This window comes from Ignavibacterium sp., from assembly GCF_025998815.1.
Lineage (GTDB): Bacteria > Bacteroidota > Ignavibacteria > Ignavibacteriales > Ignavibacteriaceae > Ignavibacterium.
In genome coordinates, this window is record NZ_AP026678.1 from 1,129,319 (window position 1) to 1,154,909 (window position 25,591).

The 25,591-nt window shown below is 34.1% G+C and carries 25 protein-coding genes; 3 read left to right on the top strand and 22 right to left on the bottom strand.

Annotated features, from left to right (window positions below; all coding sequences use genetic code 11):
• Positions 1–47: 47 nt before the first annotated feature.
• The 9 genes from Q0X14_RS04800 to Q0X14_RS04840 are packed head-to-tail and all read right to left on the bottom strand — an operon-like array spanning position 48 to position 10,198.
• Complete coding sequence (locus tag Q0X14_RS04800) at positions 48–2,111, bottom strand: FG-GAP-like repeat-containing protein (RefSeq protein ID WP_297843183.1); 2,064 nt, start codon at positions 2,109–2,111, stop codon at positions 48–50.
• Positions 2,112–2,132: 21 nt separating this feature from the next.
• On the bottom strand, positions 2,133–5,384 hold the full coding sequence (locus tag Q0X14_RS04805; RefSeq protein ID WP_297843186.1) for a choice-of-anchor D domain-containing protein: 3,252 nt from the start codon (positions 5,382–5,384) through the stop codon (positions 2,133–2,135).
• Between the two features lie 34 nt (positions 5,385–5,418).
• Positions 5,419–5,826 carry a cobalamin B12-binding domain-containing protein gene (locus Q0X14_RS04810; protein ID WP_014560894.1) on the bottom strand — a complete coding sequence of 136 codons (408 nt, stop codon included), beginning with the start codon at positions 5,824–5,826 and terminating at the stop codon, positions 5,419–5,421.
• Positions 5,819–6,250 carry an HIT family protein gene (locus Q0X14_RS04815; RefSeq protein WP_297843191.1) on the bottom strand — a complete coding sequence of 144 codons (432 nt, stop codon included), beginning with the start codon at positions 6,248–6,250 and terminating at the stop codon, positions 5,819–5,821. The genes Q0X14_RS04810 and Q0X14_RS04815 overlap by 8 nt, the downstream gene beginning before the upstream one ends.
• 55 nt (positions 6,251–6,305) lie before the next feature.
• Complete coding sequence (locus tag Q0X14_RS04820) at positions 6,306–7,262, bottom strand: pyridoxal-phosphate dependent enzyme (protein ID WP_297843193.1); 957 nt, start codon at positions 7,260–7,262, stop codon at positions 6,306–6,308.
• Positions 7,240–8,052 carry a 3-deoxy-manno-octulosonate cytidylyltransferase gene (gene kdsB / locus Q0X14_RS04825; RefSeq protein ID WP_297843196.1) on the bottom strand — a complete coding sequence of 271 codons (813 nt, stop codon included), beginning with the start codon at positions 8,050–8,052 and terminating at the stop codon, positions 7,240–7,242. Before kdsB ends, Q0X14_RS04820 begins: the two co-directional genes overlap by 23 nt.
• A gap of 5 nt (positions 8,053–8,057) precedes the next feature.
• On the bottom strand, positions 8,058–8,357 hold the full coding sequence (gatC, locus tag Q0X14_RS04830) for an Asp-tRNA(Asn)/Glu-tRNA(Gln) amidotransferase subunit GatC (protein ID WP_297843200.1): 300 nt from the start codon (positions 8,355–8,357) through the stop codon (positions 8,058–8,060).
• Positions 8,358–9,065 carry a lysophospholipid acyltransferase family protein gene (locus Q0X14_RS04835; RefSeq protein ID WP_297843203.1) on the bottom strand — a complete coding sequence of 236 codons (708 nt, stop codon included), beginning with the start codon at positions 9,063–9,065 and terminating at the stop codon, positions 8,358–8,360.
• Positions 9,062–10,198: a M48 family metallopeptidase gene (locus Q0X14_RS04840; protein WP_297843206.1), complete on the bottom strand. Its 1,137-nt coding sequence runs from the start codon at positions 10,196–10,198 to the stop codon at positions 9,062–9,064. The genes Q0X14_RS04835 and Q0X14_RS04840 overlap by 4 nt, the downstream gene beginning before the upstream one ends.
• 115 nt (positions 10,199–10,313) lie before the next feature.
• Here Q0X14_RS04840 and Q0X14_RS04845 point away from each other — a divergent pair, with 115 nt between their 5' ends.
• The gene (locus Q0X14_RS04845) at positions 10,314–11,048 is read left to right on the top strand and encodes an outer membrane beta-barrel protein (protein ID WP_297843209.1); all 735 of its coding nucleotides are present in this window, start codon (positions 10,314–10,316) and stop codon (positions 11,046–11,048) included.
• 108 nt (positions 11,049–11,156) lie between these two features.
• Here the strand turns inward: Q0X14_RS04845 and Q0X14_RS04850 are convergent, their stop codons facing one another.
• Positions 11,157–11,441: a hypothetical protein gene (locus tag Q0X14_RS04850; RefSeq protein WP_297843212.1), complete on the bottom strand. Its 285-nt coding sequence runs from the start codon at positions 11,439–11,441 to the stop codon at positions 11,157–11,159.
• Between the two features lie 373 nt (positions 11,442–11,814).
• On the opposite strand from Q0X14_RS04850, the gene Q0X14_RS04855 reads away from it, so the two are divergent.
• Entirely contained in the window at positions 11,815–14,070 is a 2,256-nt protein-coding gene (locus tag Q0X14_RS04855; protein ID WP_297843213.1) for a PAS domain S-box protein, read from the top strand.
• Positions 14,071–14,236: 166 nt separating this feature from the next.
• Here the strand turns inward: Q0X14_RS04855 and Q0X14_RS04860 are convergent, their stop codons facing one another.
• The 12 genes from Q0X14_RS04860 to Q0X14_RS04915 all read right to left on the bottom strand — a co-directional run bounded on the left by Q0X14_RS04860 (position 14,237) and on the right by Q0X14_RS04915 (position 24,760).
• Positions 14,237–14,614 carry a hypothetical protein gene (locus tag Q0X14_RS04860; protein ID WP_297843216.1) on the bottom strand — a complete coding sequence of 126 codons (378 nt, stop codon included), beginning with the start codon at positions 14,612–14,614 and terminating at the stop codon, positions 14,237–14,239.
• Positions 14,615–14,637: 23 nt separating this feature from the next.
• Positions 14,638–15,396, bottom strand: coding sequence for a tetratricopeptide repeat protein (locus Q0X14_RS04865; RefSeq protein WP_297843218.1), 759 nt, complete (start codon positions 15,394–15,396; stop codon positions 14,638–14,640).
• A gap of 1 nt (position 15,397) precedes the next feature.
• Complete coding sequence (locus Q0X14_RS04870) at positions 15,398–17,200, bottom strand: BatD family protein (RefSeq protein WP_297843221.1); 1,803 nt, start codon at positions 17,198–17,200, stop codon at positions 15,398–15,400.
• Entirely contained in the window at positions 17,200–17,949 is a 750-nt protein-coding gene (locus tag Q0X14_RS04875) for a tetratricopeptide repeat protein (RefSeq protein WP_297843224.1), read from the bottom strand. Before Q0X14_RS04875 ends, Q0X14_RS04870 begins: the two co-directional genes overlap by 1 nt.
• Positions 17,946–18,986 (bottom strand): VWA domain-containing protein, encoded by a 1,041-nt coding sequence (locus tag Q0X14_RS04880; RefSeq protein WP_297843227.1) that lies wholly within the window; start codon positions 18,984–18,986, stop codon positions 17,946–17,948. The genes Q0X14_RS04875 and Q0X14_RS04880 overlap by 4 nt, the downstream gene beginning before the upstream one ends.
• 1 nt (position 18,987) lies before the next feature.
• Entirely contained in the window at positions 18,988–19,983 is a 996-nt protein-coding gene (locus tag Q0X14_RS04885; protein WP_297843230.1) for a VWA domain-containing protein, read from the bottom strand.
• A complete protein-coding gene (locus Q0X14_RS04890; RefSeq protein WP_297843233.1) occupies positions 19,973–20,920 on the bottom strand; it encodes a hypothetical protein in 948 nt (315 codons plus the stop codon). The genes Q0X14_RS04885 and Q0X14_RS04890 overlap by 11 nt, the downstream gene beginning before the upstream one ends.
• A complete protein-coding gene (locus tag Q0X14_RS04895) occupies positions 20,914–21,789 on the bottom strand; it encodes a DUF58 domain-containing protein (RefSeq protein ID WP_297843236.1) in 876 nt (291 codons plus the stop codon). The genes Q0X14_RS04890 and Q0X14_RS04895 overlap by 7 nt, the downstream gene beginning before the upstream one ends.
• A gap of 2 nt (positions 21,790–21,791) precedes the next feature.
• Entirely contained in the window at positions 21,792–22,775 is a 984-nt protein-coding gene (locus Q0X14_RS04900) for a MoxR family ATPase (RefSeq protein ID WP_297843238.1), read from the bottom strand.
• A 151-nt stretch (positions 22,776–22,926) separates the two neighbouring features.
• Positions 22,927–23,613 (bottom strand): T9SS type A sorting domain-containing protein, encoded by a 687-nt coding sequence (locus Q0X14_RS04905; protein ID WP_297843242.1) that lies wholly within the window; start codon positions 23,611–23,613, stop codon positions 22,927–22,929.
• Positions 23,614–23,697: 84 nt separating this feature from the next.
• Positions 23,698–23,940 (bottom strand): hypothetical protein, encoded by a 243-nt coding sequence (locus tag Q0X14_RS04910; protein WP_297843246.1) that lies wholly within the window; start codon positions 23,938–23,940, stop codon positions 23,698–23,700.
• Positions 23,918–24,760: a hypothetical protein gene (locus Q0X14_RS04915; protein WP_297843249.1), complete on the bottom strand. Its 843-nt coding sequence runs from the start codon at positions 24,758–24,760 to the stop codon at positions 23,918–23,920. Before Q0X14_RS04915 ends, Q0X14_RS04910 begins: the two co-directional genes overlap by 23 nt.
• A gap of 169 nt (positions 24,761–24,929) precedes the next feature.
• Here Q0X14_RS04915 and Q0X14_RS04920 point away from each other — a divergent pair, with 169 nt between their 5' ends.
• Entirely contained in the window at positions 24,930–25,586 is a 657-nt protein-coding gene (locus Q0X14_RS04920; protein ID WP_297843252.1) for an HAD family hydrolase, read from the top strand.
• Positions 25,587–25,591 lie beyond the last annotated feature (5 nt).

Below are 25,591 nucleotides of genomic sequence, written 5' to 3' on the forward strand. Positions count from 1 at the left end.
ACGAGTAGAAAAAAAATTAAATTTCTGTTTGTTATGTAAATGATATTTTATTTCATCAGTACAAATTTTTTAACAGAAGATAATTCCCCATACTTCAGATGATAGAAATATACTCCGCTCGTTATTCCATATTTATTTGCATCAAATTCGATTTCATAATTCCCTGCTTCCTTGTTTTCATTTATCAATGTTGCTACTTCTTTTCCAAGTACATCGTATATCTTTAATTCTACTTTTGATGTTTGACCTTTAACATCTGCTGGCAAACTGAATTTTATCTTTGTTACAGGATTAAATGGATTTGGATAATTCTGTTCTAACACAAATCTATCTGGCAATCCTATTATTACTTCAATCTCACTTGAATATTTATAACTTCCATCAAAATCAATTTGTTTTAATCTGTAGAGATATTTACCTGATCTGATATTCTTGTCAACATAACTATAACTCTGTGATTGAGTTGTTGTTCCAACTCCATTTACGAAACCTATTGTTCTCCAATTGCTGTTCTTGTTTTCTTCAATGGATGTGCGCTGAATTTCAAATCCTTTATTGTTCGTCTCGGTAGCAGTTGACCATTTTAATTCAACATTGTTACCTTCAATAGAAAAATTAAATGAAGTCAGTTCAACTGGGATAATAGATGATTGATTCAGAAAAACTACTGCTGGGGTTCTTGCAGTGCCAACGGCAAGATCTAGAAAACCATCGCCGTTAACATCACCAAATGAAATTGATGTAGCAGATGAACCTGCGATATAAAGCCAGGTTGGTTCAGTATCTAAAATTCCGTTTCTGTTTTTAAAGATCTCTACCCTCTTTGAGCCGAAATGCACTACTGCTAACTCGGGATATCCATCATTATCCAAATCGCCAGTTATTAATTCCTGCGCAGAAGGATTTACAGAGTTTGATGTCCAAACAGGTCCAGTTAATGTTCCATTATTATTTTTATAAATGACTGTCTGAACACTGCTTCCTGAAATTGCTAAATCAAGATATCCATCTTTATCAAAATCTGCCCAAGCGATTCCTTTTTGACTTTGAGTATTTCCAACGGTCCAATTCGGAAGTGAATTTAGAATCCCATTATTGTTAAAATAAACGCCGCTTTCATAATTCACCCACTTTGAAGCAGCAAGATCACCTTTTGCGATGTATCTGTAACTGATTTTAATTGTAAATCCTGATTGTGGAACTGTTCCTAATGAAATCCAAGCACTAACAGGGTCATAACAATAAGAATGATACGGAATGTCATCAACAAGTACAGTGTCAATAGAATAAATCGGATAGAGATTTAATGGAAATACATGACGGATTCCATCACCAAAAAATTCAACAAATGAATATTTTAATTGAGCATTATCAAGATCACCAAATGCAACTGAATTTGTAATCATTTCATCTGCTGAAAGCCAGTTTGGTACTGTTGTAAAAGTTCCTCCGTTATTATAAAAAACACAAATTGGTTTGGTTGGAATTACTGTATTTCCCTGATTCCCGAATGCAAGATCTAAATCGCCATCATCATCAATGTCACAAAGTGCAGCTCCAACAGTCCAGTTATTATCCTGCGACAACCAACCAGGTACATTATTTAATCCATTAGCTCCATTAAAATAAATTACTGAAGGTACAAAACTCTGATCTCCATTTGCAGCTATTAATTCGGGTTTACCATCGTTATTCAGATCAGCAAATTTAACATCAGTTGTTGAGCGCATATCTGATGAAATCCACGCAGGTGTGTTTGTCAGTACACCGTTGTCATTTCTATAGATAAGAACTTCATACTCAGGAATTGGTGGATAAGACTGACTGAAATAACATCCCGTAGCTAAATCTAAATCACCATCATCATCATAATCACCCCAAGCCATACCACCGATTTGTCTCTCTAATGTTGAAGTCCAATCAGGTGTTGTTCCAAATGGAATATCGAGCGAGTTTTTAATCACTTCGCCAAATTTATTTTCCTCATTAAGCAGATAGGAAATTTTATATTGATTATCAGGAGATATATCGGTTACTTCTTTCCTGTTAGTCTGAGATAAAAGTAACGAACAAAAAACGATAGTCAATAAGATTGTTTTATAACTAAACATGTTTTTCTTTACCTATAAAGTTTATTTCAACAAAACTAGTTTCTTTACTGAAGACAATTCTCCATACTTCAGCTGATAGAAATATACTCCGCTCGTTATTCCATATTTATTTGCATCAAATTCGATTTCATAATTCCCTGCTTCCTTGTTTTCATTTATCAATGTTGCTACTTCTTTTCCAAGTACATCGTATATCTTTAATTCTACTTTTGATATTTGACCTTTAACATCTGCTGGCAAACTGAATTTTATCTTTGTTACAGGATTAAATGGATTTGGATAATTCTGTTCTAACACAAATCTATCCGGTAATCCTATTATTACTTCAATCTCATTTGAATATTTATAACTTCCATCTAAATCAATTTGTTTTAATCTGTAGAGATATTTACCTGAACTGATATTCCTATCAACATAACTATAATTTTGGGATTGAGTTGTTGTTCCAACTCCATTCACGAAACCTATTGTTTTCCAATTGCTGTTCTTGTCTTCTTCAATAGATGTACGCTGAATTTCAAATCCTTTATTGTTTGTCTCGGTAGCAGTTGACCATATTAAGTTCACATCATTACCATTTACAGTTGCGTAAAAAGTAGTCATCTCAACAGGAATAATATCTGTTCCACCTGAAAAGCAGATCACTCTTCCATCTCTTGAGCAAGCAACAAATTCAACGCTAAGGTTACCATCAATATCATCCAAATCAACTACATGCTCGGCAGCAGTTGAATTTCCTCCGCCACCAAATGCATACTGAAATTTTATTTGACCAGTGATACCATCATATATGTGAACTAAATTATTCAATGAAGCGGAACCAAATTCAGGATATCCATCCCCAGTCAGATCACTAAGAACATCTTTTCCAAGGATATTTCCACCAGTATTATTCTGCCAGATAACATTTCCATTCTGACCTTCAAGTAAAAAGATATTTGGATTTATTCCACTAACAAGTACATCGGGATAACCTGAATTATTCATATCAGGAGTAACTCTAAGGTCTTCGATAAAGACATTTCCAATATTTGCCTGCCAGAGTTGCTGTCCGGTGTTTCCATCAACTACATAAACTCTACCTGTTGTAGTACCGATTACAACATCAGAACCAGGTAAACCACCAATATCAGAAATTTCTTTAACTGTCCAAGGAGTTCCAGTTGTAGGAAATACCCATCTTATGCCCCCTGTTTGATTGAATCCTATCACTTCATTTAAAGTTCCTACTCTTGAACCAGCTGCACCACCAGCATCAGTTGAAGTAACCATATATTTCAACTTTTGCTCAGATGCCTGATTGATTCTCCAGATTTCCTGACCATTTGCTCCGTTAAGAAGATAAATCGAAAATCTTCCTTCGCCGGTTGATTCATTACCACTGGCAGTGCAAAGAACATCAGGAATACCATCACCGGTAAAATCTCTTTTTACATCTAAACCCATAATGTCACCATCGCTGGTTGTTGAAGCATTTCCAAATTCCCACAGCACTTCTCCGGTTAATCCATTAAGAGCATAAACGAATTCATTTCCACCACCAGTGCCAATGACAACATCTTCGTGACCATCATTATTCAAATCAGATGCAATTTGCAAACACTGTTCGTAATCAACCGAACCAGTATTAATACTTCCAAAGTAGGTTGAATACATCCAGAGTATATCACCATTTCCGCTACTGTTTCCATTAAAAGCAAGAGTCCAGTAATTTTCAGTTGCAACAACTATATCTTTAATCCCATCTCCATTTATATCCTGAATTTTCTTTATTGAGCGCGGTGTATAATCCTGCAAACTTGTTCCTGGGTTTGGGGGAATTTGTCCCTGCCAGAAAATATTTCCGAGTGTTGGATCAGCTGCCACACCTGTTCCTGAGCAACTTACATAAAGAACATTTCCATTTGAAGCATTTGAATAAACGATAACTGAATCAGTGAATAATCTTAATGCATCAGGATTGAACCAAACATTGAAACTGAAAGAAGAAAGTGGAAGAACATTTACTGGTGTGAAAAGATTTTCAAAATAAAACTTATCAGATTTTAATTTTATTGAATCAATTGTCAGAATGCTTGAGCCACGATTTTCAATTTTCAGAGTTAGATATGAAGTTGAATTAACTCTTTTATTTCCATAAACCAATGCTGGTGGAACAAACACAATGTAAGGCGCAGTGTAAACTCCCGTTCCGGTTAACAAAGTTCTGGAGTAAGCAAAGTTTGGGTCGTTATGAAAGAACATTACTGAATCATTGTATGTCTGATTTGCAGTTGGAGTGAATGAAACCGGAATTGAAATCGTAACCCCTGGTTGAATTATAACCGGGAAAGAAGTTCCCAATGAAAAAACTGAATTACTCACTTTAGCTGAATCAATTACCAGATTTGCAGAACCATAATTCCTGATAAGTATCGAAGATGTTGAAGTCGAATCAATCATTACATTTCCAAAATTGATAGTTGTGGTATAGAGATTAATTGAGGGAGTGCCGGAACCGGTTAAGTCATACTTAAATAATTGTCTTCCTGATGAAGCACCAACTGGTTCAGCAAGCAACCAGAAATAATTTCCGTCCCAGGCAAGTCCTCTTGGATTTTGTCTAACACCTGGTTGTTCAGGAACATGAAAAGAGAACAAAGTGTCCTTTGTAGCAAGACTAACAGCATAAATTCTTTCATCGTTATTCTGAAATCCATCCATAACGAAAAATAGCGTATCACCTTTAACGGTAATACCCGTTGGTTGTAGTCCAAATTGTTGAATTTGAATCGTATCAACGATTGCTCTGGCGGCTACATTAACTTTATACAAAGCAACTCTTGTATCAGGTGAATAAACAGAAATCCATAATCCAGTTCCATCCCACGCAGCACCGCCAAGTATCATTGAAGTATTTCCACCGAAAATTTCAGGGGTTGTAATTGAATCGAGCACCACACCTGTTGTGCTGACTTTGAACAAATCGCATCTGGCAACTTTTCTCTCAACATACCAGAAATCAGTTCCATCGAAAGCCAAACCTTGCGAGGCTCTTATGCCGGGATATTGAATTAAAAGATTATCAACCTGAACTCCCTGATCATTCACAGCGTTCAGAACTCCGGAACCAACAGTTGAATTATCCGAAGAAATCCAATATTTACCATTCACATAAACCAACCCATAACCGTAATTGTAGAATGTGCTACTGGGTAAATTGACAGTTTGAATTAATGTTTGTGAAAAAATGCAGGTTGAGAGAAGAGCAAAGAGTATAAATAATTTCTTCATCTCTAAACTCCTTTCAAATAAGTGAAAGAAAATTTTAATTTCTCGGATGAGCTTTAACCCATTCTTTGATATATTCAGCAATCGCAGTAGTAGAAGAACCTGGAGTAAATAATTCACCAACGCCCATCTGTTTTAATTTCTGTATATCTTCTTCGGGAATTATTCCGCCACCTGTAACTAAAACATCAGTTACACCGCGCTCTTTTAATAAGTTAACAATTTTCGGGAAGATAGTCATATGAGCGCCGGAAAGAATACTTATTCCAATTACATCAACATCTTCCTGAATTGCAGCTTCAACAATCATTTCCGGAGTTTGTCTCAGACCAGTATAAATAACTTCCATTCCGGCATCACGCAATGCTGCGGCAATAACTTTTGCACCTCTGTCATGGCCATCAAGACCAGCTTTGGCTACTAATACTCTTATTCTTCTATCCATTTATTAAGCCCTCATATTTTGAAATGAATGACTTAATTTGTTCAGCAAAATTCTTTATTTCATTCTCATCATATTCTTTTGTTCTTGGTTTCATCAGAAAATCATTTTCGAATCTTGGTATAATATGGTAATGAAAATGGTAAACTGTTTGTCCTGCTGAAGCTCCGTTATTCGAAATGATATTAAATCCATCGGCTTTCAATGACCTTTTTACTGCGCCGGCAAGATATTGTGTAAGTCTAGTAATATCTGAAAGTTCTTTTTCAGGAACAGTAAGAAAATTATCGAAATGTTCTTTTGTAATAACTAATGTGTGCCCATAATTGATAGGATTGATATCAAGGAAAGCAAGAAATTTTTCATTCTCAAATAGAATTTCTGCCGGAGATTTTTTCTGAGCTATTTCGCAGAAGATGCAATCCATTTAGTCACCTTTTATTTTTAATACAAACTTAAAATAAATTAATAACTTTTTCCTCTTAAATCAGATATTCTTTTTCTCTTCCAAAAACACCGAAAATACCACCTGTATGAACAAATATGTATTTCATTCCAAGATTTTTAGTGAGATAATTTTCATAATATGCAACGAATGCTTTACCAGTGTAAGCCGGATCGAAAAGAATTGCCGTTTCTTTAGCAAAATTTCTAATAAGTTTAATTTTATCGCTGGAAATATTTTTATAACCTTCTTCGGAATATCCGTCAAGTATAATCAGATTTTCCGATTTTATTTTTGCGTTTAAATCAAATTCCAGATTAATTGCTTCAGCGAGCATTAAAATCTTTTTCGTAATTACATCTTTAGGATAAAGAACATTAACTGCAACGATTTTCAAATCAAGATTAAGATAAGAAACAGCTGCAAGCATTCCGGCACTTGTGCCACCTGTTCCTGCTGCTGTAACAATTCCCTTTACTCTGTTCAAGTCCGTTTGCTTCATTAATTCTATAATGAACGAGAAATAACCAAAAATTCCGGTTGCAGTTGAACCTCCTTCGGGAATTACATAAGCATTAATATTTTTTCTTGAAAGTTTTTCCCTCTGATATTGCATTATATCATTTACTTTCTCATAATCATTTTTATTCAGAAATAATATTTCAGCTCCGTACATTTTGTTCAGGAACAAATTACCACTTGGAATTTTTCTTTCGTTCCCCCAAAGAAATAATTTCACCGGAATGCCGAATTTCTTTGCTGCAATTGTTGTTGCTCGGGCGTGATTCGATTGCTCTCCTCCACAGGTGAAAATTATATCAGCTTTATTTCTGATTGCATCTGCTAAAATGTATTCTAGCTTTCTGACTTTATTACCGGAAAGTTCACAACCGGTGAGATCGTCCCGTTTAATTAAAAACTTTTTGTCCTGATATTTAATTATCTCTAAAGGAGTTGGAGTTAAAGCGAGATTAACTTTTTTTGGTGTTTTCATTTTTAAGTTTTTTCTTTTTGAGTTTTGAATATAATCGTCTTGCTATTTTCAGATCATCAGGAGTATCAACCGAAAATGTATCAAACTCTGTTACCACAACTTTTATTTTAAATCCGTGTTCAAGCATTCTCAGTTGCTCAAGTTTTTCCCATCGTTCCAGATCTGTTTGTTCTAAAGAAGTAAATCTGAAAAGTGATTCTCTTCTGAACGCATATAATCCAATGTGTTTGTAAATGTCTGCCATCTCAAGTATTTCTGATTCATCTTTTGCATCTCTTACATAAGGAATTGTTGAGCGGGAGAAATACAAAGCAAAATTTTCATAATCGAATACAACTTTCGGTATTGATGGTGAATTAAGTTCGTCAACTGAGATAATTTTTTTTGCGAGAGTTGAAACATTTATGCTTTCATCGAACAGAAGAGGTTCAATTGCCTGGTCAATCATAATTCCTTTAATAAAAGGTTCATCGCCCTGAATGTTAACAATAATATCAGCTCTCGGAAATTCCTTTGCAACAATCGCAATTCTATCTGAGCCAGTTTGAACATCGCGTGGTGTCATCATAACTGCTGCACCAAATGATTTACAGACATCAGCAACTTTATCATCATCAACTGCAATTATTATTTTATTCAGCAACTTTGATTTTGATGCACTTTCATAAGTATGCTGAATCATAGGTTTTCCACCAATGTTAGCAAGTGGTTTTCCCATTAGTCTGGTAGATGCAAATCTTGCCGGAATAACACCAAGAATGTATGGAGATTTTTTATCGGAGACTATCATTATTATTACTTATTCTTGTCCTGAATTACTTTTGGCACTTTGAAATAATTTTCATCTGCAAGCGGAGCATTTTTAAGTGCCTCATTAGTACTTATCGAAGATTTCAACTCATCATTTCTAAAAACATTTGTTGATTCGATTGGATGAGAAAGTGGTTCAACATTGTCAGTATTAAGTTCATTTAGTTTTTCCATATACTTCAGAATGTCATTCATTTGATGAGTGAAGTTTTCTAATTCCTCTTCGCTAAATTTTAGTTTAGCAAGCTCAGCAATCTTTTCAACTTCTTTTTTGGTTACTGACATCTAATACTCCTTTTTATTTGCGATGATAATTTGTCTGACTCTTTCCATCAGTTCAACCTCATCCTGTTTTGATTTAATGTGGTCTGTATTTATTGGTTTATCAATATGCAAATAGATTGTTCCTCTTTTCAATTTAAATGTTCCTTTGGGAAGTATTTTTTCAGTTCCATTTATGGTAACCGGAACAATCGGATAACCAACTTTAGCGGCTAAGTGAAATGCACCTCTCTTAAATTGTTGCACTTCGCCAGTCTTGCTTCTTGTGCCTTCGGGGAAAACAAGTACAGAAATTTTTTTCTTCTTCATTAATTTCTTTGCCTCTTCAATGCTCTTCGCAGCACTCTCAAGACTCTTTCTGTCAACCATAATATATGGACCTAATCTTAATTGCCAGCCAAATAATGGAATTCTTGCAAGCTCCTTTTTGAAAATCATTGCAAGTCGATTTGGTACTCCCCATTGTAAAGCTGTAATATCCAGTTGGCTGGAGTGATTGGATGCAAAAACATAAACTGCTTTTGAATCAATGTTTTCAAGACCATCAATTTTAATTCTGATTCCACTAATAAGAAGTATTCCACCAGAGAATACTTTTGATAACCAATGATATAAAGTAAATGTTCTGTCAATGAAAATAAATATTAAGGCAAAAACAGAACAGATTATAGTGTGAATGACAATAAAAAATAATTTTACTACAGTTATCAAATCATCTGCTCCTGTAAATGTGACCCTTCAGCAATTCCAGTCTTATTTGCAAAGTTTTCTATCGCAGCTATTCTTTTCCTGATTGAAGGATGACTGTAAAAGAACCATTCAACAAACGGATGTGGTTCTCTATCACCAAGATTCTGATCAGTAAGTTTATTAAGTGTTTGAATAAAACTAAATGGCTTCCTTGTAGTTTCAATTGCATATTGATCAGCTTCATATTCGAATTTTCTTGAAAGCATATTCCCAATTGGTGTTTGAATCAAACCAATCAGCATTGCCCATAAAGTTAATAATGGTAATGCAGCAATTTCCGTTATAGATGAAAATCCAAACCAGTTAAGAGTTGATTTATATAGAATTGAAATCACAAAAAAGATAAGAAAGCTATTTAGCGTTCCATAAATAATATTTTTTATGATGTGTTTTTTCTTGTAATGACCAAGTTCGTGAGCAATAACGGTTTCGATTTCATCCTTTGTGCATGATGAAAGTAAAGTATCTCCGAGAATTATTCTTTTTGTTTTTCCAAGTCCTGTAAAAGCAGCGTTTGCTTTCTTTGTGTTTTTACTCATATCAAAAGAATAAACATCCTGAACTTTTAATCCTGCCTGAATAGCTAAAGATTTTATTCTTTCTTTTAATTCTTCATCTTCGATTGGTTTTACTTTATAAAAAATCGGGAATATAACTATCGGGAATAATTGAGATAAGATCACAGAAATAAAAAACATTGCTATAGCAAAAACTAACCACCAGTTATCTCCAAACTCTTTGAGTATAAAATAAAACAAAAGCAGAATCGGAATTCCTATTACACCTGAGACAACTGTTGACTTCGTTCCCTCTATAAAATATTTAAGTAAAGTTTGGTTAGATAAATTATACTTATGCTCAAGAATAAATGACGAATAAAAATTCATTGGAAAGAAGATTATCGAAACTGCCAAACCGGTTATAATTGTGAAAAGAACTAAAACAAGATAATCGTATTGAGTGAAGGTGTAGAGCCATTCTGATAAAACTTTACTGTAGCCGGAGCTAAGAAACAGAAAAGTTAAAATAAACAGTAATACTGTTTCTGAAATGCTTATCGCAAGCTTTATATTATTATACTTCTTGGAATTCATATTAGAAAAATATGCACATACTTGTTACTTATCAATTTCAGAAAAAGTATAAATCTTATTTCAATGACGCGCCCGTTTTATTAAGTTAAGGATGCAAAAATCAAGGAGTACTGAAATGAAAAAATTAATTCTGATTGTTCTTTTCTCAGTTTCATTTATCTCAATAACTTCAGCACAGATAACCGCTCAAATTGGTGGTGGCTTATCGTATAATCTGCCACAAGGAGATGCCGGCGGTACAACGGATGAATTTTACAAAGGTACCAAGTATGGTTTGTCAAATGGTTTTTCATTCTTTGCCAAAGCAAGGGCTGGTTTATTAGGCACATCATTCTTTGCAGAAATTGATTATGCAAAACTAAGTGGTGACGGAAATGCAGATGAAAACAGAGGGACAGTAGAAGTATCTTTGCAGAATTTCTCAGTAAAACTTGGACCGGAGATTATGATTGACATTCCACTTTCACCTGTCTCTCCATATTTAGCACCTTATCTAATGATTAACCAATTCAGCGGTGAGGTTAAATTTCAGGGTGTGTCCAGAGTTCCAAGCGGAACTTATGATTTGAAATCAGCCACACGGATTGGTGCTGGTGGAGCTGTTGGTGTTCTGTTTAAATTAAATCCTGCTTTAAAATTAGATATAAGTATCCACTATCAATTACTCAATTTATTCGGTAAAGAATTTAATTCAGTAGATCCTGCATCAGTAAGAAGGTTGGATTCATACATTTCATTAAACGATGATAAAGATCCACTTTATTCATCCACAAGTGATGAGCATATAATCGCTGACAAACGCTCAATTAACAATATGCAATTTAAACTTGGATTGATGATAGGATTATAAAAAAAATCCCCTCCGTTTCCGGAGGGGCTTGTGGAGGCTTTTCCAAGCCGCTTGACCGAACGGCTTGAATCGTATTGTTATACTAACCACCAACAATCACAGAGGAGGCTATGAAAAAACTTCTAAAGTAATTTTTCTCAATTTCACCGATGGAGCTTTAACAGGTATCGGTGTAAATTTTTTTAATGAAAGCTGAATCAGATTATCAAGTGACTGATTCGGTATTGAAACATAAATAACTCCATGTGCATCAAGATCATATTCCAACTCATAAATTGCCATTCCGTCAGGTTTTCCGAAAACTCTCCAATGTTTAAAGAATTCTTTAATAAAAGATTCCCGGCTTCTGCCGTTAGTCATATATGACGGAAAACTTATTTTGTACCAGATCATCTTTGTTTCCCAGTTCTGAGCATTGGGAGCGCCGTTAACTTAAAAGAATTATGAGGGTGGAAAGCAGTATGAGGGAATATAGCACGGAAAGAAAGGTCATAATTCGATCAAGTACGGCGACTCCACAATTTTTCATTTTCAATATTCCTAAAAATTTACTTCTCTAATTTTAATTTTTCCCACAACATTTATTATAGGATAATCAATTATTTTTTTGTAGTAATTTTACTACAACCTAAAGTATATCTTGACTTCCAAAAGTGTAAAAAATTTTTGTAGCTGAATTACTACACGAAATACCTCTTTACTCTTATTTTTTATTACTACCAAATGAAGCAAGTTTACCAAAGAATAATATGGATGCTTGCTATTAATGAAAGAGAATTCAGGTAATCTTAATCTTGAACTGTTACAATCCATTAACGATGCTGTTTACATTCTGGATAAAAATGGAAATATCGTTCAGGCAAATGATACTTTCTGCAAAATGTTGGGCTACAGTATTTCTGAATTACTGCAGCTCAATGCAAAAGATTACAACGCAAGTTGGAATCAGGAAAAAATCTTATCAACAATAAATGAGCTCAGGGGTAAAACAGAAATTTTTGAATTACTTCACCGCAGAAAAGACGGGACAACTTTCGATGCAGAAGTAAGTGCCAAAGGTATCAGTATAAATAATGAAGATTATTTACTCTGCATAACAAGAGACATTACCTCCAGAAAAAAAGCTCAAACCGCAATCAAAGAATCCGAAAAAAAATTCAGAGCGCTTTTCGAAAATGCTTATGTACCAATTCTTCTTCTCGACATAAAATCTTTCCGGATATTTGATTGTAATCCGGCTACCGAAAAACTGTTTGGAAAACCTCAAACACAGATTTTGCATTCGCTCTTGCAGGATTTCTCACCTGAGTTTCAGTGTAATGGAGAAAATTCGGGTGAGTTGATAAACTTTTACATCAATCAAGCACTTAAGGGAGGTAAAACAGAATTTGAGTTTTGCTTTGATAAGGATGGTAAGCAGGTTCTGACAAATATTAATCTTTACAAAGTTGATATTAACGGTAACAGTCTCATACAGGTTATCATTAACGACACAACTGAGAAAAGAAAATCTGAAGAGCAATTAAAACTTCTTTCATTATCAATCAACCAAAGCAACTCGGGAATTGTTCTTACTGATTTGAATGGAAACATAGAATATGTTAATGATACTTTTTGCAAGCTAACCGGCTATTCGAAAGAAGAAGTGATTGGGAAAAATCCAAGGATTCTTAAATCGGGTTATACATCTCAGGAAACTTACAAACAGCTTTGGGAAAGCATTACCGCTGGTAAGCAGTGGACCGGTGAATTTCTGAATAAGAGAAAAGATGGAACTTTATTTTGGGAATCAGCAAGAATTTCTCCTGTAAAAGATGAACAAGGTAGAATCACCAATTTCATCGGGATTAAAGATGATATTACTCAGCTAAAAAAACTTCTTGATGAATTAAAAATTGCCAAAGCAAAAGCTGAAGAAAACAGCAGACTGAAAACAAATTTTCTTGCTAATATGAGTCACGAATTAAGAACTCCGCTTGTTGGAATTCTTGGTTGCGCAAGTATGATTGCTGAAGATACGAAGGAACCTCTAACACAGGAACTTGCTAACATCATTAACAAAAGCGGACAAAGATTGCACGAAACATTAAACGCAATTCTGGATTTAACCAGACTGGAGACTGAATCGTTACCAGTTGATTTAACGCAGGTTGATATTTTACCACTCATAAAAAATACCTATGAGCTTTTCATTAACGAGGCAAAGCTCAAAGGTTTAAATCTCTATCTCGATGTTGATGAAGAAGAAATAATCGCTTTTGCTGATTTGAACCTCTTAAAATCTGTATTATCTCATTTAATAAGCAATGCAATCAAGTACACAGAAATTGGTGGAGTTTCCATCAGAGCATTTACAAATGAAAATAAAATCATAATAAAAGTAGTTGATACCGGAATCGGAATTCCGGATTCCTATCGTGATATAATTTTTGAGCCGTTCAGACAAGTTAGTGAAGGATACAACCGACAATTTGAAGGAAGTGGACTTGGTTTGACTCTTACAAAAAAATATGTCAAGTTGATGAATGGAAGGATTTGGTTCAACAGCAAACTTGGAGAAGGCTCGGCTTTCTTTGTTGAATTAAATGCTGCTGAAAAACATTCAGAACCAATTGCTGACGAAGTTAATGAAAAACCTAAGATAACTGATTTCAGATCTAAGCAAGTATTGCTTGTGGAAGATGATCCAATCAACATTCAAACGATTACTGCCTTTATCGGAAATTTAGTACATCTTACTTCAGTAAATAATGCTAATGATGCAATCGAAATAGCCAGGACCAAAAACTTTGATTTAATTTTGATGGACATTGGCTTGAGTGGAGATAAAAATGGTCTCGATGTAGTAAGAGAAATCAGAATGATGCCCCAGTATCATTCAACGCCAATTGCTGCAGTTACAGCTTATGCAATGGATAGTGATCGTGATAAAATGCTTTCATCTGGTTGCACTCACTATCTGGCAAAGCCATTTCCAAGAAAGCAATTGATTGATTTGCTTGAAGAAATTTTCTCAGAATAATTTTTCAAGTTTTAATTACTTAATTCTCTTCTCACTTTGATTAAATGAGAATTCATTAATAAAAAAAGCGAAGCAAAAATTTTTTAATCAATTATAATTTGCTTCGCTTAATCTGAAAAAATTTAACCGAAATTAAGAATTGAGAATCAGATTCTCTTTTGGAAGTTTACTTATCCTTTTTTTCCATTTCAATTTTGTTTTCAGCTTTCAAATCTGTTTTGCAGCAATCGCTTTTATTTGAAGACACTTCTTTGGTTGAGCAATCCTTGTCTTTATCAGATGTCTTACCAATCATTTCTTTCCCTGAAGAGCAGCATCCATCTTTTTTTACCTCTTCATTCACAACTTTTTTAACTTCGACTGTCTTTCCGTCTTTCATTATGGTTTCTTTAACCTGAACAGTCTTTCCGTCTTTGTTATTTGATTTTTCGATAGAGACTTCTTTCTTAGAATGATCACCGGAACTGCAACAGGACTTTTCCTGAGCAAAAGTTCCAACTGAAATAAAAAAGATAAGCGCTAACACTGATAAGAAGAGTTTCATAGAACCTCCTGATTTTATTGTTATTAAATGATACCTATTGATTCTTTTTCAACCCAACCAATTTGTCCGTCTTCTAATCTGATCTTAATCCATTTGTCAACTTTATCTTCAACTTTCACTTTTAATCCTTCGTGAATGACAAATGCATCTTTTCCCTGCGGGTCAGGACTTGTTTTGGCTGTTAAACTTGTATTAAGAACAATTCCATATTTTAATTTAGATTCCTGATTTAACTTAACTATCAGCAAACTCGCAGAAACCAGGAAGAAAATAAGTAAGACTACAAATGAATAAAATGCTGCCTTCTGTTGTGCAATATTCTTAGCAAAGAAATAAAATCCAAGAGCAAAAAGAAATAGTAAGAATAAAGCATAACTCATCATTGTCCAGCCATCTGCTGATAAACCAGATAATATCGATTCCCAAATTCTGAAAAGAAAAAAAGAAGGAAGAGCTTCGATTTTATCTTTCACATTCATCTGTGCTAACTGAAGATTGTGTTTAACATCTTCATCATCAGGTGAAAGCTTGGCTGCTTTTTCATAGTACATAATCGCATAGCCAATCTTTCCGATACGATAATATGCGTTTCCAAGATTGTAGAAAAGTGAAGTGCCTTCATAACCTTGCTGGGTTAATTCCTCATAAGTTCTTATTGCTTCTTCAAACTGCCCATTGACATAAAACTGATTTGCCTTTTTCATCAGTTCCTCAACAGAGGATTGAGCAAAACCAGAATTGAATAAAATTATTGTAAGAATAATCTGAATGATTCTATTCATCTTACTTATCCAATCCTTTCTCAATATCAATTACGATATTCAGAAGTTCATCATAAAATTCTTTCATTGCTGTTGAAGCTCCGGCATTTGGTGCAAATCTTATAAACTCACATTTTTCGCCTGCAGCTTTCATCCTATCTGCAAGTTGAGTATCAATTCCTTTTTCAATCAGAAGCGAATGAGCTTTATCAAGTGTAAATTCAGATTTAGGAATGTGAAGTTTGTCTTCAAGATAACCAAAAAATGCCTGAGCAATTTCAGAATAATATGCTTCACTATTCCCTGCTTCGAGAAACTTAAGTGCTTTTTTGAATTTTGATTTTGCAATTTTTTCTGCACGCTGATATTTCAATAGCTGAATGTTTCCTGAAAGTTTATCCTGTTTTCTTTTCCAACCAATAAGTCCGATAAATGCAATTAGTGGCAAACCTGTCGCAATCCAGAATACAGGTTTTGAAATCAATAATTCTTCTCTACGCTTAATGTCCTGAAAATTTGTTTTGATAAATCTTATATCAGTTCCGAGTTGCTTTATACCTTCTTTCTGAGCAATGTAATAACTTCCTGCGCTATCACCTTGTTCAATCGTGATATAAAATGGATTTGATTTTAATTCAATATATCTCTTTACATCAGGATCAAAATAAGAAAATAGAATTGGTTTAATTTCCCTTGTGCCGGATATTCTCGGTATCAAAAGATATTCTACAGTTTTAACACCACCAATTTTATTTAAACGATTTATCTGATCGTTTGTCTTCGGTTCATATTTTTCAAATCCGGCCGGAAGTTCAAAATCAGGTGGTTGTAACAAACTTAAATTTCCAACACCAGAAATATTAAGTTTTAAAGTAATTGGTTCGTTTGTTTTTGTTTTTGATTTATCGATGGTTGCAGAAAAATCAAACTTACCAACTGCGCCTTTGAATGAAGCTGGCTTATTTTCCTCAGGTAAAGGTAAAACATCTATCTTTACGATATTCGATTTAGCATTATATTGATAAATATCTCCTCTTCTGAAAGGGTCATCAAAAAAACTGTCCCAAATATTGTTTGGATTTCTTTTCTTGGGTATTTCAATTGGAACAGTAAGTTCAAATGGTGTTACTTCAAGTTTTCCTACTTGAGTGGGAAACAGTGCTGCTTTTTTCAGAACAGCAACACTATATCTTTTTCCGTCAATAACTTCTGTAGTAAAACTTAATGTTCTGGAAGTTTCCAGTTCTTCAGCCCAAAAGCCATTGTATTGCGGAAGCTTACTGATAGACATCAGAGCCGCAATATTCAGTCTCGTGTAAAGTTTATAAGTAACTGTTAATTGCTCACCGATATACGCTCTGTTTTTATCAACACTCGCTTTGATAAACAAATTTTTTGCAATTTCACTTTCAGAAACTCCTGCGACTTCTTCTTCTTTTGGTTTTGGACTACCTTTAACAACTGTAATTTTAAGTGGTTCAGTCTTTAAAACCTGACCTTTGAATTCAATGCTTGCACTTCCAATTGTAAAAACCCCAACCGAATTTGGGAGTAAAATATAAGAGAAAGTTCGGGAAGCACTTACTGCTCCGTTTATAATTTGCATACTTGTCGATTGATTAGGTCCGCCAAGTATTCTGAAATTCTGGAATGAAGGTGGAGTAAAATTTCTGATGGAATTAATATCGCTTCCTTCAAAAGTGAAAGAAACTTCAAACCGCTCATTCTCTGCAACCGGATTTTTATCTACTGATGCAGTAAACGATTGAGCGAAAGTGAATTGAAAACCCAGTAGTAAAAAAATGAAAAAGAAATTTTTCTTCATCACCAATCCTTCTCCGGTTTAACAACTTTACCTTTAACTCTTCTTAAATTTTTCTGTAAATCTTTTTCATTATTCTTTAATGCTTCAAGTATTCTTTCTGCCTGCTCTTTGGAAATTTTTGAATCAGGTTGCTGTTGCTGTTTGGTGTTATCCTGTTTTGCTTCCTGATCCTTTGGTTGTTGATTTTGCTGCTGCTGATTCTGGTTCTGTTGATTCTTATCCTGATTTTGATTCTGATTCTGATTCTGTTGCTGTTGATTCTGATTTTGCTGATTGTTCTGATTCTGTTGTTGCTGTTGCTGATTCTTATTTTTATTCTTCAGAAGCTCTAAAGCAAAAGATAAATTGTATTTTGTATCAGAGTCATCAGGATTTAATTTCAAAGCATTTTTATAAGCTTCAATACTTTCTTCAATCTTATTTGATTTAAGTAACGAGTTTCCGATGTTATGGTAAACTTTAGCTTTAGTCAAATCATCATTTGTTTTTCCCAATGCATTCTGATATGATTTAATTGCTTCATCATATTTTTCCTGTTTGTAATAGGCATCTCCCAAATTAAAATTAGTAATAAAGTCATCTTTATTTTTTTCAAGAACCTTTCTGAAATTTACTTCTGCATCCGCATATTTTTTTTGTTCGTACAGGTCAACACCATCGTTGTTCAATTTTCTAATAGATTGTGGAAGCACATTACTAGTAGTAAACATCAGAGCAAAGAAAAATATGTACATTAATTTGTTAATCATTCTTCAAGACCTAATTTTTTGTTTAGACGAACAAAGAAAGGAGATTTCCTTTCAGAAATAAAAAATTCCAGTAGCAAAAGAATAACAGCAGGTATTACAAGATAATAATAGCGACTTTCGTAATCGGTAACTTTTTTTGTTCCATACTCGGATTTTTCTAATTGCGACAAATCAGAATAAATTTTATCAAGATAATCTTCATAATTGTTTCCACGGTAATAAACACCGTCTCCTTTACTTGCAATTTCTTTCAGTATTTGTTCATTAAGTTTCGTTAAAACTGTATTCCCGGAGTTATCAGTTTTGAAGCCACGCAAATTTCCTCTTTCATCGTAAATCGGAATCGGAACTCCTTCTGGAGAACCTAAACCAATTGTGTAAATCTTTATTCCCTTCTCAACTGCATTCTCAACAGCAGATTCAATGTCGCCCTCGTGGTCTTCTCCATCTGTAATAATTATTATTGCTTTCTGAGTGGAAGCAGTGTCGAACGACTGAGTAGCCATGTTTATAGCAGAGGCAATTGCTGTTCCCTGTTGAGGAACTGAACTGAAATCAACAGCGTTAAGAAATAAATTAGCGGCTGAATAATCAGTAGTAAGTGGAAATTGTATATAAGCCTGACCGGCAAAAATAATCAGACCAATCCGATCACCTCTTAATTTCTGAATCAGATTTGAAATCTGATATTTAGCTTTATCAAGTCTGTTCGGTTTTATATCCTCAGCACTCATGCTAAGAGAAACATCAAGACAAATAAAAACATCAATACCGGTTTGTTTAACTTCCTGAAGTTTGGTTCCAACTTGCGGATTTGCTGCAGCAAGAATTAAAAGTGAAAGTGCAATAAGAATTAAAACAGTTTTAATTTTAGTTTTTGCATTACTATGATTTGGAATAATAGAACTATGAAGATTCTCATCTGCAAAGGTATTGAGAGCTTTTTTCTTCTGTTTGTTTAGCCAAATAAGTAAAATAATCCCTAATGGGATTAACCATAACAAATTCAGGTATTCCGGATTTTCGAATCTGAACATATTACGGCAACTTCCTTAAAAATGTTCTTGATAATCCTGCTTCAACCAATAAAAAAATAAATGCAGCTGCAAGCCAATTGAAATATAATTCCTGAGCAGATCTGTATGATGTTACCTCAATTTTTGATTTTTCCATTTTATCAATTCTCTCATAAATCTCTTTCAATGCTCTGTTGTTTGTAGCTCTGAAATATTGTCCACCAGTTCTTTCTGCAATTTGTTTTAATAATGCTTCGTCAATTTCAACGGGCATCATCTGATATCGAATTCCAAAAGGAGTTTGAACAGGATATGGAGCTTCGCCTCTTGTCCCAACTCCTATTGCATAAATTCTTATTCCGAATGTTCTTGCAATTTCTGCTGCAGAAAGTGGATCTACTTCACCGGCATTGTTTACACCGTCTGTTAAAAGAATTATGACTTTACTTTTTGCATCACTGTCTTTCAATCTGTTAACACCATTGGCAATAGCATTCCCGATTGCAGTTCCATCTTCAAGCATTCCGCTTCTTATATCTTTTAATAAATTTCTCAGCACGCTGTAATCAATTGTCAAAGGACATTGAGTAAATGCATCCCGTGAAAAGATAACTAAACCAATCCTGTCTGAAACTCTTCCCTGAATAAACTCATCAACAACTTGCTTGGCTGCTTCAAGTCGGTTTGGCTTGAAATCCTCAGCAAGCATACTTCCGGAAATATCGAGAACCATTGCGATATCAATTCCTTCAGTGTTGATATTTGTACCGGAAGAAAAATTCTGTGGTCGTGCAAGTGCAATAATCAATAATGCTAATACAATCAATCTCAAAATAATCGGGAGATGAATTAACTTAGTTCTTAAAGAAGAAATCTGTGCAGGAAAAAGTTTGAATGATGAATAAATAATCGTTGAACGATTTTTCTTCCCTCTGAAAAAATACCATATTCCAATCAATGGAACGAGCAAAAGAAAATATAAAACCCAGGGATATGCAAACACAACATTATGAAACATTACCGGCAACTCCTTGTTGTTCTAATTTTTTCTGTGCAGTTCTGTTTACAATTTCAATTGCTTGTTTCATCATTTCAGCATTCACACCATCCATTGGTACAAACCTGGCGAACTTAACCAAATCAGCATTTGTAAGGAATGATTCAGTTAATTCTAAAATTTGTTTTGCATCCGGAATTCTTTTAAGCAGAGTTAATTGTTCAGATGTTGGTAATTCAAGTGCAGGTAAACCAAATCGTTTTTCAAAATATTCTCGAATAATTTCTGTAATTCTTGAATGATACTCTTTAATATAACCTTTCTGCCAGAGTTGCTCTCTGTCAAGTTGATCAAGTCTCATTAATGCTTCTTCGTGAGGCGGTAAAACGATTACAGGTTTACTAATCTCTTCAACTTTCTTTTTATGGAAATATTTTTTGTAAAGGAAATATGCAATCACCAGTAAAGCTATTCCTGCCAAAATCCAGAGAATTAAAGTAAGCCAATCAAAAGGAATTCTCACAGGTGGTTTAACATCTTTAATATCTTCTTCTACTTTTACACTTAATTTATGGATCCTCAATGTTAGTGAATCAGATTGTATAGCATTTAATGATGTATCAGCTTTAGTTCGATAAAAAATTCTGATTTGCGGAATGGTAACTTCGGCGGAATCGAAATAACTTAAAACATATTTATATCTAATTTCATTTCTGTTTTCAACTTTTTTCTTTTCAACAGGAAGTTCTTTAATGATTTCAAATGTTTTCAGACTGTCTCTGAAGAAAGGTGTAACTATTCCAACATTATCAGCATGATTGATAAGAAGAGTAAAATTTATATGATCACCGATAAGATAATCTGATGAATCAGTGAATGCCTTAACGGAGATTTCCTGTGCATAAACAGGAACTATAATCAAAACGGATAAAATAAATTTCAGCAGAAACTTTACCATCTTCTTTCCCTGAGTTTGAAAAACTGAACAAGCGGCTTAATGTAATTTTCTCCTGTCCTGATATTCACTGAATCAATTTTGTTTGAACGGAAAATAAATTTTCTTCTTTCAGAAAGTTGCTTTGTGTAAGTGATAAAATTCTGTTGGAAAAATCTACTGTTTGTATCTATCCAGCTTTCCTGCTGCGTTTCAGGATCAACAAATTTAACCAATCCGATTTTCGGAATTTCTTTTTCTCTTTTGTCTTCGAGTACCAATCCAATCAAGTCATGTTTCTTACTTACAATGCGAAGAATCTTTTCAAATCCTTCATCAATAAAATCAGAGAGTAAAAATACTATTGCTCGTTTTTTCACTGCACGGTTGAGATATTCCAGAGCAACTTTTAGATTAGTTTGATTTCCTTCAGGTTTGAATGAAAGCACTTCACGAACAATTCTCAGAACATGTTTTCTTCCTTTGCGTGGAGGAACGAACTTTTCAATTTTATCTGTAAAAAGAAGTAATCCAACTTTGTCGTTGTTCTTTAATGCAGAAAAAGAAAGAATTGCACTAACTTCAGCAGCAATACGCTGTTTGGTTTTTTCTTTCGAACCAAATGCAAGAGAACCGCTTAAGTCAACCATCATAATTACAGTTAATTCTCTCTCTTCTTCAAAAATCTTTACATAAGGATGACCAAATCTTGCAGTAACATTCCAGTCAATGTTTCTTATATCATCACCAAACTGATATTCACGAACTTCAGAAAATTCCATTCCTCTTCCTTTAAAAACAGAATGGTATTCTCCTGAAAAGACCTGATTAACAAGTCCTTTAGTTCTGATTTCAATTTCGCGAACCTGCTTGAGTAATTCTTTATCAATCATTATTAAGGAACTTCAATACGGTTAAGAATTTCCTGAATGATATTTTCACTTGTAAGTTCTTCAGCTTCGGCTTCATAAGTAACAGCAATTCTGTGCCGCAATACATCAAAACAAATTGCTCTTACATCTTCAGGAATAACATAACCTCTGCGCTTAATAAATGCCATTGCTTTTGCACCGAGAGCTAAATTGATTGTTGCACGAGGTGAAGCTCCATAGCTTATCAAATCCGCAAGATTATTTAAACCAAATTGTTTTGGATTTCTTGTAGCAAATACAATATCAAGAATGTATTTCTCAATCTTTTCATCAATATAAACTTCGTGAATAAGATTTCTTGCACGAAGAATATCATCAGGTGAAATAACCTGATTAACTGATAAACCATCGCCGCTAATATTCTGGCGCATAATTTTAAGTTCTTCTTCTCTGGAAGGATAATCAATCTTTACTTTTAACATAAAACGATCAACCTGTGCTTCGGGGAGAGGGTATGTTCCTTCCTGCTCGATTGGATTTTGTGTAGCAAGTACAAGAAAAGGTTCATCAAGTTTGAATGTATGCTCACCAATGGTAACCTGTCTTTCCTGCATCGCTTCGAGTAAAGCTGATTGAACTTTGGCAGGCGCACGATTTATTTCATCAGCAAGAATGAAATTTGAAAAGATAGGACCTTTACGAATTAAAAAATTTCCGTCGCGTTGATTATAAATTTGTGTTCCGATTAAATCTGCAGGAAGTAAATCCGGAGTAAATTGAATTCGCTGGAATTTAGCTTTCATTGCTGAAGCAAGTGTTTTTATAGCAAGAGTTTTTGCTAATCCCGGCACGCCCTCAAGAAGAATATGACCATTGCCTAATAGTCCAACGATCAGTCTCTCAACCATTGCTCTCTGTCCGACAATTACCTTTCCGATTTCGTTAAAGAGAACATCAACAAAAGCGCTTTCCCTTTTAATTTTTTCGTTAAGTGCTACGATATCCAATTTGAACCTCGCAAATTATTTGGAAATATGAATGAATTTGGACGGCGCAAACTTATAAAGGTTGCGGAGTTTAAGCAACTCAGTAATAAGCGGTAAAAATAAAAAAGGCGAGCATATATACTCGCCTTCAATCTATTAAATCTGACAGAGATTACTTTATCAGCATCATCTTCTTGGTTTGAATAAATTGACCAATTTTTAATTGATAGTAATATACTCCACTTGCCAACTGCCTATTACCAATTGCCGAATGGAATTCAACTTCATTTCTTCCTGCATCTCTGTATTCATTTACAAGCGTAGTAACTTCATTTCCAAGAACATCATAAACTTTCAATGTTTGCCATCCGCTTACCGGAGATTGCCATACAATTTTCGTTGTTGGATTGAATGGATTGGGATAGTTTTGATATAATAAAAAATTATTGGAAAGAATATTATCATCAGAAACTGAGGTAAGACTTTCCTGATCAAAATATAAATCTTTAGTGTAACCACTTTCAACCCCGGCATAAATCAGCGAAGAGTATTGTGATAAGCCAGACCTGTAAATAGCAACCTTAGGAGAGCTAATAATTGAGGATCGGTAACTATTAGGTTTATAAAGTCTCGTACCCAATGAACCCAATACACCTCTTCTTACGACTATTGTATCACCATAACCAAACTGATAAGCTGCTATAAAATAGCCATTATTGGATTTGTTACTGTCCGAATTTACAGAAACACAAGTGATATTATCTTCACTTGATAAACCAAGCGACCCATCAAGATACCAATTGGTTCCTCCGTTAGTGCTATAATGATAAATAGCGGTTCCATTTTTAATAGCTGCCACTATAATTCTTTTAGGTAGACTTGAGGCGTCTTGTAAGATACTAATATCAGGCTTTTGATATTCTATAGAATCTACATTTGATAATTAATATCTGAAGAATGCAGAAGATGGAGTCCAGGGTGTCGAGATAATTCTTACTTTTGATTTCAAGCTAGTATTAGCAAACCTTCTCTCAACTGCAATATATATTGAATCCACACCAAATGAAGATTTTTTAAATGCAGACACAGGGTACCAATCACCATAATTAAAATAACTATCATTAATTTGACTGGTAACGAAAGTCTGTCCCCAATCTGTTGACCTAGCAAAATGAAGTTGAATCATTGCTGAGTAATCGTTTTTTATACTCTCCGCAGGTAACTCCTATAAATGTTCCTAAAGAATAATACTGACCATCGGTAACTACAGAGGGATATAAAAGTTTATTCCCTGCAGAAGGGGTGAGAACCAAACTACTATACCAACTTGTATTATTCCTTAAAAAAGATGCAAATCTAATTGTGGCATCATTAAAATTTGGATTTTCGGAGGCAGATACAAAAAGCAAAATCTTTGTTGAATCAAAATTGGTATTAGACATCAATTCGACAGCCATTGATATATGCGCAAAATAAAGAGTTTGACTTTGCATACCTCCTATAAAATTCCAGGTTGCACCACCATTACTCGATGAATATACAACGGCTCTCCCAAGAAAATTTCCTTCTGCTGCTTGAATTAATGCAACATATAAATTACCATCTTCAGCAAGTTTAATATCTATTCTTTTGTTTCCAGATCCTAATTGAGAAATATACCCATCAAAAATTTTAATATCACCATTTATCCATTCAGTGGAATTTGGCATTGGCGGAGCGACCGTAATTGGTTCAATATCACCATTGTTTTCCATAATCTTAATTTGATCTTTATACAACTCATCCATTTGCAATCTTATTTGTCTTTCTAAAACTCGATCGCCACTTTCAATTGCGGCTTTCAATTTCTTATCAAGTTCAAAATGCTTTGTCAAATCAACTGCTTTAACATATGGCGTTTTGCCTTCAGAGCAATTTGAGTAATCAGGTTCATATAGTACTCCACCGTCCTGAGCTGATAAAATTATTTGGAAAAAGAACAGAAAGAAGATTAAAAATGATTTCATAATGTAACCTCCTGTGATGTTAGTGATTTAATAACATTTTATTGGGAAACAAAATTTTTACATTTTGCATACCAAAATTAAATAATTTAATTTGCCACAAACAACTATTTAGAATATTCAATAAGATATTTTTACAAGTAAGTTTTTCCATAAAAGGAATTAAAAGAATATGATAAATCAACTCAAAGCCGTAATTTTTGATATTGATGGAACATTAACATTCACCAATCAACTTATCTTTGATTCATTCAACTACATTGCTGAAAAATACCTTAACAAAAAATTTTCTGATGAAGAAATTATTGCTCTGTTCGGACCGACCGAAGATGTGATACTCAAGCAGATGTTTCCGGATAAGTTCGAAGAAGTAAGAAATGATTACTACGAATACTATCATCAAAATCATCGAATTGCTCAACTTTATGATGGTATAAAAGAATTACTCATCGATCTTAAAAAGGCAGGAATGATCTTAGGAATTTTTACCGGCAAAGGCAGAACATCATCTTTAATTACTTTAAATTTTCTTGGAATCAGGGATTTATTCGATATGATTGTTACTGGAGACGATGTAAAAAATCATAAACCATCTCCTGAAGGGATAATTAAATTCATCAAAACATTTAATCTCAAACCTGAAGAAGTTCTGATGATTGGGGATGCACCTTCCGACATTAAAGCAGCCAGAGAAGCTGGTGTAAATATCGCTTCGGTTGTGTGGGATAGTTACTCTGCAGACGAAGTCAAAAAATTAAATAAAGAAACCGTTTTCGAAACTGTTGAGCAACTAAGGAAATTTATTTTTGAAAAAGGGAATGGCAATTAACCATT